This is a genomic window from Clostridium estertheticum, assembly GCF_011065935.2.
Taxonomy (GTDB): domain Bacteria; phylum Bacillota; class Clostridia; order Clostridiales; family Clostridiaceae; genus Clostridium_AD; species Clostridium_AD estertheticum_A.
In genome coordinates this window covers 2,147,608-2,160,043 of the sequence record NZ_JAAMNH020000001.1, presented here as the reverse complement: position 1 = coordinate 2,160,043, position 12,436 = coordinate 2,147,608, and the positions used below count along the sequence as shown (strand labels likewise).

The following is a 12,436-nucleotide window of genomic DNA, read 5'->3' as shown; positions in this document are numbered from 1 at the left end:
ATTAATTCCTCTCTTAACAAATTATTTTCTTCAGTATAGCATACTCAAGTATGATATAATAAACCTATTATAAACAGGACTAAGGAAGGAACTATTATGAATGAACTATTATTTAAGGCCAGTAATCTTACTTACAAAGCCAATTTAAGTTATGATAATATAAAAATTAAGCAAGGTATGGTTAATTTTATTGTTGGGGAGAGTGGCTGTGGAAAAAGCACTTTTTTAAAGTTATTGAATCAATCCATAACTCAAGTTTCTGGCGAATTATTATATAAAGGCACGCCAATTAATGAGTATGAACCTATTTCTCTAAGACGTGAGGTAAGTTTAGTTTCTGCGGACCCTTTCCTCTTTGATGAGAGCATTTTAGATAATTTTAAAACTTTTTATTCACTTAGACAATTACCTATGCCAAAGAGTGAATATATAAGTTATATTACAGATCTTTGCTCTGTAAATGTTCCACTAGACCAAAATGCATCTACCCTTTCTAGTGGGGAGCGCCAAAGAGTTTATATATCTATTTTTTTATCATTATGCCCCAAAGTTATATTATTAGATGAGCCAACTTCGGCATTAGATGAAAAAAACAGCCATAAAATAATAGAAAATATAATAAAATTCTGTAAGGAAAAACATATTGATATTGTAATTGTAAGCCACGATAAAAATATTGTTGAAGAGTTTTGTGAAAATAAAATTCAAATGATTAAGGAGTTTTAGGTATGCAAGGAGCCGTTACACTAAATATTTTCAAATTTTCACTTATTTATTTACTGTTAATTATAGTACTTCTAATAATGAAAAAATCAAAGGTTAATCAAACAAAACTTCTTTTAATTGCAAGTATAAGAATGTCAGTTCAGCTTGTAACTGTAGGTTATATACTTACATATGTCTTTAGTAATCCAAAACCAATATTTACTGTGATTTTTTTAATGCTTATGATAGTATTTTCTGTACATAGAGTGATTTCAAGTAGAAAAGACTTAAATCACAATTTTAAAATTGCAATAGGTGCCTCTTTAACATTTTCGGGGCTATTTGTTCTGATTTTCTTTGTAGCTGTTGTTGTGAATAAGTCCATATTCAACCCTCAATACACTATACCACTAGCCGGCATGATTATTGGTAACGCTATGACTGGCGTAAACATTGCAATAAAAACCTTTATGGATGACATAAGTAAAGAAAAAATTAAAATCAATACACTACTTAATTTAGGAGTAGAACCTAAAGATATTTTGAAGCCTTTTGCTAATAATGCACTAGAAACCGCCTTGATTCCTACCATAAATTCCATGCTAGGAATGGGCATAATCTTTTTACCAGGAATGATGACCGGACAAATTTTATCAGGTACACTTCCTACTACAGCAATTATGTACCAAATAGCCATTATGATTGCAATTTGTACTTCTGTTTGTATTACGGTTTTCTTATCCCTAAACTTAGGTTATAAGTCTTTATATAATAGTAGAAAGCAATTCATAACTAAAGAAAACAATTAATTAGTGCGTTTTGCTTCAATTACAATTGATTTTTTTTGATAGTTCCCTAATGCTTTCTACTCTGACTAAATCGATTTCCTTAAAAAAACAATTTAGCTTATTTTTCCATTCCTTTTCATTCTCTGTAAACTGGTAATTTGAATCTACTATATATGTTGGTAGATTTTTTAATAGTAGAGCAAGTTCCATATCCCCAAGTGATTGAAAAATTTCAGAAAATTCATCGTCAAGGATACAATGCCCCTCCAGGATATCAATCAAATCAATAATGCTATGGATTTCCCTTTTAATGATTGCTATTTTATCTGATACATATCTGCATGTTCTAACCTCATCTGCAATGTTGCGGAATGATTCATCATTCATCTTCACGCCATCTTCAAATTGAAAGGATTGTTCTGCACAGTTCTCTTTTAAACTAATAAATATTGATTCCAATCGGTTGTTCTCTAAAGCATTTTTTACTCTCTCTGATAATTCCATTACAGTGGCTGCAATGTGTTTTTGTAATATCCTCTCCGATATATTAAGCTCTGTACAGAGCCTTCTTGCTGCACATTGCAACATTGTATCTAGCTTATCTTTTGATAAACCGCCCAGTTTTTGTTGTAAAAACACTCTATCTGATGGTTCAATCTTAAGCTGGAGCGTCGTTTTGTTTGCTAATAAAGAACCCACCAAGTTTGTTAACACAAGTCCAAAAATATTTATAAGTAAGTCTTTATAATTTTCATCATATCCTCGTAACAAGCAATGGATATCATGCTCAGTGAAGTTTTTACAAAATTTATTTTCCAAAGATAGTTTTTTAAGATAACTATCGATATAGTCTATACCAACCAATTCCATATTATCGTTGCTTAAGGGATAATCTATAGATGCAGGGGTGTCGTGAGCAGCGAAGTCAACATCATAGCTTGTGAAAAAAACTTGCAGACCATTCTGTATTGTATCGTTATAAGCATAATTGTCTGTAACAACGCTGTCATTCTGTATTTCGCAAAGTAATTCTTTAGCACATTCTAATTGTAAATCTATTGTTTTTTTTCCATTCAGATAAAGTTCTAATAGTGGTTTTTGTTTAAGTACCTCTATGCTCATGTCTATATCCGGAAAACTCTTTAGATAGCTACCAACACAATAAAAGATTGATTGCATAATACTCTCAGCAGTTTCTACTTTTACTGAACTGCTTTCTCCATCTGTATATCGCTCTATCCGTTTGGATAAAAGTTGTAAGCTTTGCATTTGAATATTTTCAAGTTCAGAATCAGTTAATAGCTTAAGTCCATAGGCTTTCTGCAAAATCGACTGAAAATAATATGTCTGATTAAGCTTTTCTTTTTTAATTAAATGTTGTCTTTCAAGACTATTCATCATAATCCTCCTCGTAATAAAAGTTTTTTGTATCATCATATTCATCTTCATATTCGTTTTCATATTCGTATGCATCTTCATATTCATCTTTATATACATAATCATAATCAGTAATTCCATATCGGATATTATGTGCCAAAGCTTCTAACTCTCTATTTTGCAAAAGTTCAATGGAACCTTTGCAATTTACATCAAAAAACTCCTTCATAAGTAAAATCAGATCATCGTCACTGATTTCGTCAAGTGTCTCATTTTTGAAATAGTAAAAGGTTTCTAGCAATTCATTCAATGTAGAAGCATAGTTGAATTGAGAAATGAAGGGGGAGTCACAAAATTCTATAATCAGTTTATTAATAATTCCGCCTGCGAATTCAATACGGCCATTGTTGCTTAGAGACTCTGCACGTGTTACAACAAGGTCTTGTGCCTCTGCTTTTGAAAGCATTAACCCATAACGGGATGTTATTTCATTACAATTTATGATTTCTGTAATTGCCAGCCTGTTCATCATAACAGTTGGAATCAACATAAAATTATTTTCCATTTTTCGCATCCTTTCAATTATTTTTATGAAATCTCTTGACAAATGAATTTCATTGTAGTATGCTATAGTCAAGAGTATGATTGAATAAATGTTATTTGTTAAAAGTATGTCAACATTTAGTATACCATTGACTATTGTATAGGTCAATGGCTTTTTTGTTTTTAATTGAAAGGTCTAATGATACGTTGCTACCAATAATCTAATTGTTTAATTTATCAACTTTGTAATCCATGCTATTTACCCCCCAGACTGTCCGGAAACCTTGCCACGTGAGGTGATTTTTATTAGTCGAAATACGAAACAAACCTGCAGCTAAAATATTAACTGCAGGTTTTAATATTTACTATCTTTATTTAGTATCAGTTACCCATTCATGGTGGAATATTCCTTCTTTGTCCCTTCTTTCAAAGGTATGAGCACCAAAATAATCTCTCTGTGCCTGTAGTAAGTTTGCTGGGAGATTTGCACTTCTATAACTGTCATAATACATTAGCGCACTAGAAAATCCTGGGACTGGCACACCTAAATTTACAGCTGTGGATATTACATATCGCATGTCCTTTTGATAACTATTAAGAATATCCGCAAAATATGAATCTAACATTAAGTTTTTAATATTCGCATCATTTTCATAAGCAACGCTAATCTTGTTAAGGAATTGAGCTCTAATAATACACCCGCCTCTGAATATTTTAGCGATTTTCCCATATTCAAGTTCCCAATTATACTCTACTGCTGCAGATTTCATAAGTGCAAATCCCTGTGCATAGGCGCATATTTTACTGGCATAAAGAGCTCTTCTAACGGATTCTATAAACTCATTTATATCTCCCTTAAATTTTGCTTCTGGTCCTTTTAATACATTACTTGCCGATACTCGTTCCTCTTTTAATGCAGAAATGCAACGTGCAAAAACGGCCTCTGTTATGGTAGGTATCGGTACTGCTAAATCCAGTGCGCTTTGACTAGTCCATTTCCCGGTTCCCTTTTGGCCTGCACTGTCTAAAATAACATCAACCATGTGCTCTCCAGTTTCATTATCCACTTGTGCAAATATCTCACTAGTTATTTCCATTAGGTAGCTATCAAGCTCGCCACCATTCCACTGCTTAAAAACATCATGAAGCTGCTCATTCGAAAGTCCTAAAACTCCTTTTAAAAGTGCATATGCTTCACAAATAAGCTGCATGTCTGCATACTCAATTCCATTATGTACCATCTTCACATAATGTCCTGCTCCATTTGCTCCAATATAAGTACAACATGGCTGCCCATCTACTTTTGCAGCTATAGCTGTAAAAATAGGTTCTACTATTTTATAGGCATCTTCTTGACCTCCAGGCATAATTGCTGGTCCTCTTAGAGCACCCTCTTCTCCTCCTGAAACTCCTGATCCTATGAATTTAAAGCCCAAAGCTTCAAGCTTCTTACTTCTGCGTATTGTATCCATGAAAAATGAATTTCCACCATCAATTAATATGTCACCCTTTGAGATATAAGGTATTAATTCCTCTATAGTATCATCAACAGGTTTTCCTGCTTTAATCATAATCAATATTTTTCTTGGAAGCTCTAGAGAATTTACAAACTCTTCAATAGAATATGTTCCCACAATATTTCTTTCTTTTTCATCTATCAATATCTCATCAGTCTTAATTCTATTTCTATTATAAACTGAAACTGAAATGCCTTTGCTTTCAACATTTAAGGCTAGGTTTTTACCCATGACACCCATACCTATAACTCCAAATTGCTGTTTATCCATAACACAAAACCTCCTATTAAAAACTTAAGTAATACTTATTATTATTTACTAAAGTAATGTTTTTACTTTCTTAATTATACACTTAAACTGCTTAAACAAGTGAAAATTTTTGTTATATATTTATTTGCCATATAAATATTCTAGTTTTAAAAATTATAAAAAAAGTGCCACCCACATGCCACTTGCCACGTGGGTGGCACCTTTTTATTCTGTTACCCACTCATGATGAAATATGCCTTCTTTGTCAGTTCTTTCAAAGGTATGAGCTCCAAAATAATCTCTTTGTGCCTGTAATAAGTTTGCTGGTAGATTTGCACTTCTATAACTGTCATAATAGGTTAGTGCACTAGAAAATCCTGGAACGGGCACACCTAAATTTACAGCTGTGGATACTACATATCTCCAATCCTTTTGATAACTATGAATAATATTTTTAAAATACGAATCTAACATTATATTTTTAATATTAACATTATTTTCATATGCTTCGCTTATCTTATTAAGGAATTGAGCCCTAATAATGCACCCACCTCTGAATATTTTAGCAATTTCGCCATATTCAAGCTCCCAATTATACTCTTCTGCTGCTGCTTTCATAAGTGCAAATCCCTGTGCATAAGAGCATATTTTACTTGTATAAAGAGCCCTTCTTACAGATTCTATAAACTCATTTATATTTCCTTCAAATGATGTATCTGGTCCTTTTAATATATTACTGGCGTTTGTTCGTTCATCTTTTAATGCAGATATGCAACGTGCAAAAACCGCCTCTGTTATGGTAGGTATTGGTACTGATAAATCCAGAGCGCTTTGACTAGTCCATTTTCCTGTTCCCTTCTGGCCTGCACTATCTAAAATAATGTCAACCATATACTTGCCAGTCTCATCATCTTTTTGCGTAAATATTTCACTAGTTATTTCCATAAGATAGCTATCAAGTTCACCTTTATTCCACTCTGCAAAAGTATTATGAAGCTGCTCATTAGAAAGCCCTGCAACCTCTTTTAATAGTGCATATGCTTCACAAATAAGTTGCATATCTGCATACTCAATACCATTGTGAACCATTTTTACATAATGTCCTGCCCCATTTTCTCCAATATAGGTACAGCACGGCTGCCCATCTACTTTTGCAGATATGGCTGTGAAAATTGGTTGTAATATTTTACATGCATCCTCCTGGCCTCCAGGCATAATTGCCGGTCCTTTTAAAGCTCCCTCTTCTCCTCCAGAAACTCCTGTTCCTATGAATTTAAAACCCAACGCCTCTAGTTTTTTGCTTCTACGTATTGTATCCATAAAAAATGAATTTCCGCCATCAATTAATATGTCGCCCCTAGAGATATATGGTATTAATTCTTCTATAGCCTCATCAATTGCTTTTCCTGCTTTAATCATAATCAATATTTTTCTTGGAATTTGGAGAGAATTTACGAATTCTTCTATAGAATAAGTTCCCACAATATTTTTCTCTTTAGCTTCTATTAATAATTCATCTGTCGTTGCTGCATATCGATCATATACTGAAACTGATAACCCTCTGCTTTCAACATTTAACGCCAGATTTTTACCCATTACACCAATGCCTATAACTCCAAATTGCTGTTTATCCATAATATAAATTCCTCCTTTTAAAAAACTTATACAGGAGAAGCACTGCTTCACCTGTATAAAACTTTAATGTATAACAGTACTTAGTAATAGAACCATAACTAACCCAACCACAGAAATTATAGTTTCGAGTACTGTCCATGATTTTAATGTTTCTGGTATTGATAGATTAAAATATTCTTTAAACATCCAAAAACCAGGATCATTAACATGTGAGAGTATTAAGCTTCCTGCACCTGTTGCGAGTACCATAAGTTCTGGACTAGCACCTGTTGCTACAACTAATGGGCCTACAATTCCTGCTGCTGTAAGGCCTGCTACTGTTGCAGATCCTAATGCTATTCTAAGTATTGCTGCAATAAGCCATGCAAGTACTAAGGGTGATATACTTGAGCCTTTCATAATTAGTGCAACATAATCTGCAACTCCACTATCTACTAAAACCTGCTTGAAGGCTCCGCCTCCACCTATTATTAATAGTATCATAGCTATTGCTGCTATAGATTCACTTACAGTTTTCATAACTTCAGGCATCTTTTTGCCCCTATTTAGTCCAAAAGTGAATATAGCTAAAAGTACAGCTAATAGTAATGCTATTACTGGATCACCTAAAAACGTTGTATAACTTAAGATAGGAGAAGTTTTTGGTAATACAATAGTAGCAATAGCTCTTGCTGCCATAAGAATTACTGGCACTAAAGCCGTAAACACACTTATTCCAAAACCAGGCATCTCTTTATCTGTAAATATCTTAGGGTTATATAAGCCTTTTGGTATATCATGTTCCATATTCTTTAAGAACTTTGTAAGTACAGGCCCCGCAAGAATTACAGCAGGTATAGCACACACGATACCATAAAGTAAAGTCTTACCTAAATCTGCTTTATAAATAGCAGCTATAGCTGTCGGCCCTGGATGTGGTGGTAAGAATCCATGAGTAGCTGATAGTGCTGCTGCCATTGGAACTCCTATATATAAAAGTGGAATATCAGCTGCTGCTGCTATTGTAAATACTAGTGGTATTAAAAGTACAAATCCTATTTCATAAAATAGCGCCATACCAACTATAAAGCCTGTTACTACTACTGCCAATTGTATTCTCTTTTTTCCAAACTTATCAATTAATGTAAGAGCTATTCTTTGAGCTCCACCACTATCTGCCATTAGTTTACCAAGCATAGCACCAAATCCAAGTACCAATGCAAGTGTACCTAATGTACCACCAACGCCTTTTGTAATAGAAGCTACAACAGTAGGAAGTGGCATACCTTCCAAAATACCAACTGACAGTGCCACAAGAATTAATGATAAGAAACCATTTAATTTAAAAGCTATCATAAGAACTAATAATAACAAAACCCCCAAAGCAACAATTAATAATGGCATAATAAAATCCCCCTTTTATTTTTGTAATAAACCAATACTTACGAACTCATCCTTTAATTTCAAATATAATCTTTCGTAAATTTCAAAAGTTTTCATGTAAACTTCATGATTTTCAATATTGGGTTTAAATGTTTGAGAAATAGGAACTAATTTTTCTACTTCTTCAATATTATCTATAAGTCCTATTGCCTTCATACCAAGCACTACAGCTCCTAAACAGGAACTTTCGTAGCTTTCTGCTATTACTACCTTTTTATTAAATACATCTGCTAGCATTTGAACCCAAAGCTCAGATCTAACAAAACCTCCAGTAGCATAGATTGTATCAATATTACCAGTTGTCTCCTCTAAAGCTTTTCCCACACTATAAACACCAAATATTACGCCTTCTAGTAGTGCTCTTAGAAAGTGTTCCCTCTTATGTGTAATATTTATTCCGAAGAAAAGCCCCTTGGAGTTTGCATCCCAATGTGGAGCTCTCTCTCCAAGCAGATATGGCAAAAATATCAACCCATTTGCTCCTGCGGGTACCTTCGAGGCTTCTGCTGTCAATAGTTCATAACAATCAACGCCTGTAGTCTCCGCCTGGTCTAATTCTATCTTCGAAAAATTATCTCTGAACCATCTAAATATTATTCCACCATTATTAACAGGTCCTCCAAGAACAAAATGATCTTCAGTAAGAATATAGCTAAAAATTCTTTCACTCTCATCATTTTTTGGTTTATCTGCTATTATTCTTATAGCTCCACTTGTTCCGATTGTTACTGCAGCATCTCCAGGTTTTATAGCATTAGCACCAAGGTTTGCAAGGCAGCCATCGCTCCCCCCAATTATAAAAGGAGTTTCTATGTCAATTCCCATTAAATCCGCATATTTTTTATCCATACCCTTAAAAACCTGGGTTGTAGATACTGGTGTAGATAACTTGTCCTCACTTATACCTGCAACTCCTAATGAATTTTTATTCCATTGAAGGTCATAAATATCAAACAATCCTGTAGCAGATGCAATTGAATAATCTACAACGTACTTCCGGAACAGTTTATAGAAAACATATTCTTTAATTGAAATAAATTTATATGTTTTTTTAAATATTAGCTCCATATTATCCTTCATCCATGCAAGTTTGCATAATGGTGACATTGGGTGTATTGGTGTGCCCGTTTTCATATAAATCTTGTGACCTATTTTGCTATTCTTTATTCTTTCTGAATATTCCACACTTCTAGTATCTGCCCAAATAATACAATCCGTTAATTTATCCCCATTTTCATTTACAGCCATTATTCCGTGCATAGCAGAGCTAAAACTCACACCAAGAAGATTATTTCCTTTTTTAGCGTTTTCACTTGCTACACTTTTAATAGAATTAATAACTGCCTCAAACATCTCGCCTGGATCTTGCTCACTCCAAGAAGACTTTGGATTTAAAATAGGATAGCCGATATTGCACTTTGAAATTACATTTCCAAGCAGGTCAAAGGCAATTGCTTTAGTGCTACTTGTTCCAATATCTAGTCCAATTAGATATTCCATAACTTCCTCCCTTTTGAAATAAATTTTCTTTTTCTTCTTAAATATTAATATAATTGCTGTTTTATGAAAATTATTCTCTTTTCATTATTATATTATAATGTAAAGGTTTAATCAAGAGGTTTCTGAAAATAATTTTCATAATTGCATAAAAAAATACACTCTTTTGGAGTGTATGAAATTTATTTTAATATCTCTTATTTGCTATTGCTTCTCTTATTTGTCCTAAAGCTTTATAATAATTCTCTTTATCCTTTAAACAAGTACCTACAAACAAACAGTCTATAAGTGATAACGCACTAATTCTTGCATCCATCGCCTCACTTTTTGATAGATTCTCTTTACCATAGGATAGGAGAACCACATCTGATACCTTTGATATAGGAGATTTGTAATTTGAAGTTACGGATATAATTTTAACTCCTTTTTCCTTGGCAATTCGGAGGCTCTCTACTAATTCCTTATTACTTCCAGTATTTGAAATAGCTAGAATGCAATCATTTTCATCATACATGGAGCTTATCATAGCTTGAAAATGTGAATCATCATGAAATACACAGTATTTCCCGGTTCTCATAAACTTGTGATATGCATCAAGCGCTATTGCTGCAGATCCACCCATACCAAAAAAAGCTATTCTTTTTGCATTATGAATATAACCTATAGCCTTATCTAACTCCGCACTGTCGTTTATTCTTAAAGTCTCATTAAGAGAACTTATTGTGGAATTAAATATCTTTTGCATTATAACCAAGGTATCGTCATTCTCTTTTATTTCTTCATGGAGGTTTACAAGAGGTTTTACAATTTCGCTAGCTATGCTTATCTTCAAATCCTGGTATCCTTTAAACCCTAATTTTTTACTAAGTCTAAACACGGTGGCTTCACCACATTTACAATTTTCAGCAAGTTCTGTAATAGACGAATGGATAATATCCTTAGGGTTTTTAAGAATGTATTCCCCAACTCTTTTTTCTGTTCCTTTAAGTTCTGAATATATATTTCTTAGTCTTTCTATACCGCCTTTATCATTCATTATTTTATCTCCTAACAGCATTTTTGGCTTTATTTGCTATATCATCGCACAAACTGTGTTTCTATTATACTATATAATATTTATTTAGGTAAGCAAAAACGCTATTATGCTATTTAAAGCACAACAGCGTTTAGAGCTATCTGTTTAGTATAAACTTTTCTAGAACATGCCTAACTCCATCTTCATCATTTGAATGGGTTACAAATTCAGCCACTTCTTTTAAATAATCAGGTGCATTTCCCATTGCAACTCCAAGGCCTGCGTATTCTATCATATCCTTATCATTGAAGTTATCTCCCATAGCAATGATTTCTTCTCTTTTTATATTAAATTTACGTGCTAAATTCTCTAGAGCATTTCTCTTATTTGCCTCTTTGTGAACAATCTCAACAAAATGGGGTAATGAAAAATAAAAATTCAGTTGTTCCTTATATAATTCATATAATTTTCGTGTATGCTGTTCAAGCTTATATTTATCGCTGCTATTAAACATTATTTTAATAATTGAACCATCTAAGAGCGAATCAAAATCCACTACAATTTGAGGTTTTGCCAGATCTATTTGCATGTGTATATCTAAATTCTCACTATTCTTTTGAATGTATATATCATCTTCCATATAAATACTTACGGATATTCCAGCTTCCTCACAATATTTTATTACTTTTGACGAAAGTTTTTTATCAATTTTCTTTATATCATATACTTTTCCCGTTCTAGAACATTTAGTAAGGGCTCCATTACAAGTTATTATAGGAACATCTAGATTAAGCATATTTGCAAAGGGTATAGCTGCAAGATACATTCTTCCTGTTGAAAGTGTGAATATCACACTTTTTTCTATAACTCTATTTATAGTTTCTACAGTCTCCTCTGATATCTCGAGTTGTGGAGTAAGAAGGGTTCCATCCATATCCACCGCAACAAGCTTATACTCCATAAGTTATCCCCTCAATTCCTTCATTATTTTAAATACTTCCTCATCCGTAACTTGCTGGAAATCCACATAATATGAACCTACTGCATAAAATTCCTCTGGTATATATAGGCATATAACCTCATCAACAAGCTCTTTAAATTCTTCAATAGTTTCCCTAGGACCTACAGGAATAGCTAGAATTATCTTTTTGGCTCCTTGCACTTTAACAGCCTTTATTACAGCAAGGATTGTAAATCCTGTGGCAATACCATCATCAATAATTATAACTGTTTTATCTTTAACTTCAGGAAATGTCACCACTCCACGGTACTCTTGCATTCTTCTTTTAATTTCCTCTGTTTGCTCAGAAACTTCCTTGTCGATATAATCTTGTGAAATACCAAGCATTTTTACATAATCATGGTTTATAAAATAGCTACCATCCACAGATACTGCACCTATTGCAAACTCCTTGTTATGTGGTGCACCTATTTTTCTTGGGATAATCAAATCCCACTTAAAACCAAGCCTTTTTATTGTATCATAAGCTATTTGGAGTCCACCTCTTGGCACTGCAAGAACAATTACATCTTCATCTTTAAACTTGCTAAGACTATTAGTTAGCTTTTCACCTGCATCCATTCTGTCTAAAAACAACATTTCACATCACCACACTTTTAATGTTAATTTTTTATTATGAGGCTACCAAATTTTTTAAGGTACACCTCTATATCTATTCTTCCAAAGA

11 protein-coding genes are annotated in these 12,436 nt (G+C 33.2%); 2 read left to right on the top strand and 9 right to left on the bottom strand.

Annotation, left to right across the window (positions count from 1 at the left end; genetic code table 11):
* Positions 1-96: 96 nt before the first annotated feature.
* Together G9F72_RS09965 and G9F72_RS09960 are read left to right on the top strand one after the other, a co-directional pair.
* A complete protein-coding gene (locus G9F72_RS09965) occupies positions 97-726 on the top strand; it encodes an ATP-binding cassette domain-containing protein (protein ID WP_164956278.1) in 630 nt (209 codons plus the stop codon).
* A gap of 2 nt (positions 727-728) precedes the next feature.
* Entirely contained in the window at positions 729-1,514 is a 786-nt protein-coding gene (locus G9F72_RS09960) for an ABC transporter permease (RefSeq protein WP_164956277.1), read from the top strand.
* Positions 1,515-1,529: 15 nt separating this feature from the next.
* Here G9F72_RS09960 and G9F72_RS09955 read toward each other — a convergent pair whose 3' ends face one another.
* From G9F72_RS09955 to G9F72_RS09915, 9 genes are all read right to left on the bottom strand, one after another.
* Complete coding sequence (locus G9F72_RS09955) at positions 1,530-2,891, bottom strand: DUF6179 domain-containing protein (RefSeq protein ID WP_164956276.1); 1,362 nt, start codon at positions 2,889-2,891, stop codon at positions 1,530-1,532.
* Positions 2,884-3,444: a DUF6323 family protein gene (locus tag G9F72_RS09950; protein ID WP_411955932.1), complete on the bottom strand. Its 561-nt coding sequence runs from the start codon at positions 3,442-3,444 to the stop codon at positions 2,884-2,886. Before G9F72_RS09950 ends, G9F72_RS09955 begins: the two co-directional genes overlap by 8 nt.
* Before the next feature lie 340 nt (positions 3,445-3,784).
* Complete coding sequence (gndA, locus tag G9F72_RS09945; RefSeq protein WP_164956275.1) at positions 3,785-5,200, bottom strand: NADP-dependent phosphogluconate dehydrogenase; 1,416 nt, start codon at positions 5,198-5,200, stop codon at positions 3,785-3,787.
* 204 nt (positions 5,201-5,404) lie between these two features.
* Positions 5,405-6,814 (bottom strand): NADP-dependent phosphogluconate dehydrogenase, encoded by a 1,410-nt coding sequence (gene gndA / locus G9F72_RS09940; protein WP_164956274.1) that lies wholly within the window; start codon positions 6,812-6,814, stop codon positions 5,405-5,407.
* 63 nt (positions 6,815-6,877) lie between these two features.
* The gene (locus tag G9F72_RS09935) at positions 6,878-8,197 is read right to left on the bottom strand and encodes a gluconate:H+ symporter (protein WP_164956273.1); all 1,320 of its coding nucleotides are present in this window, start codon (positions 8,195-8,197) and stop codon (positions 6,878-6,880) included.
* 15 nt (positions 8,198-8,212) lie between these two features.
* Positions 8,213-9,736 carry a gluconokinase gene (gntK, locus tag G9F72_RS09930; RefSeq protein WP_164956272.1) on the bottom strand — a complete coding sequence of 508 codons (1,524 nt, stop codon included), beginning with the start codon at positions 9,734-9,736 and terminating at the stop codon, positions 8,213-8,215.
* A 184-nt stretch (positions 9,737-9,920) separates the two neighbouring features.
* Positions 9,921-10,769 carry a MurR/RpiR family transcriptional regulator gene (locus G9F72_RS09925; protein ID WP_164956271.1) on the bottom strand — a complete coding sequence of 283 codons (849 nt, stop codon included), beginning with the start codon at positions 10,767-10,769 and terminating at the stop codon, positions 9,921-9,923.
* A 136-nt stretch (positions 10,770-10,905) separates the two neighbouring features.
* Positions 10,906-11,709, bottom strand: a complete 804-nt coding sequence (locus tag G9F72_RS09920) for a Cof-type HAD-IIB family hydrolase (RefSeq protein WP_164956270.1) — start codon at positions 11,707-11,709, stop codon at positions 10,906-10,908.
* A 3-nt stretch (positions 11,710-11,712) separates the two neighbouring features.
* On the bottom strand, positions 11,713-12,348 hold the full coding sequence (locus tag G9F72_RS09915; protein WP_224676056.1) for a phosphoribosyltransferase: 636 nt from the start codon (positions 12,346-12,348) through the stop codon (positions 11,713-11,715).
* Positions 12,349-12,436: the final 88 nt, after the last annotated feature.

Coding starts and splice junctions, on each gene's coding strand:
- G9F72_RS09965 (WP_164956278.1), top strand. CDS start 97: ATGAATGAACTATTATTTAAGGCCAGTAATCTTACTTACAAAGCCAAT.
- G9F72_RS09960 (WP_164956277.1), top strand. CDS start 729: ATGCAAGGAGCCGTTACACTAAATATTTTCAAATTTTCACTTATTTAT.
- G9F72_RS09955 (WP_164956276.1), bottom strand. CDS start 2,891: ATGAATAGTCTTGAAAGACAACATTTAATTAAAAAAGAAAAGCTTAAT.
- G9F72_RS09950 (WP_411955932.1), bottom strand. CDS start 3,444: ATGCGAAAAATGGAAAATAATTTTATGTTGATTCCAACTGTTATGATG.
- gndA (WP_164956275.1), bottom strand. CDS start 5,200: ATGGATAAACAGCAATTTGGAGTTATAGGTATGGGTGTCATGGGTAAA.
- gndA (WP_164956274.1), bottom strand. CDS start 6,814: ATGGATAAACAGCAATTTGGAGTTATAGGCATTGGTGTAATGGGTAAA.
- G9F72_RS09935 (WP_164956273.1), bottom strand. CDS start 8,197: ATGCCATTATTAATTGTTGCTTTGGGGGTTTTGTTATTATTAGTTCTT.
- gntK (WP_164956272.1), bottom strand. CDS start 9,736: ATGGAATATCTAATTGGACTAGATATTGGAACAAGTAGCACTAAAGCA.
- G9F72_RS09925 (WP_164956271.1), bottom strand. CDS start 10,769: ATGAATGATAAAGGCGGTATAGAAAGACTAAGAAATATATATTCAGAA.
- G9F72_RS09920 (WP_164956270.1), bottom strand. CDS start 11,709: ATGGAGTATAAGCTTGTTGCGGTGGATATGGATGGAACCCTTCTTACT.
- G9F72_RS09915 (WP_224676056.1), bottom strand. CDS start 12,348: ATGTTGTTTTTAGACAGAATGGATGCAGGTGAAAAGCTAACTAATAGT.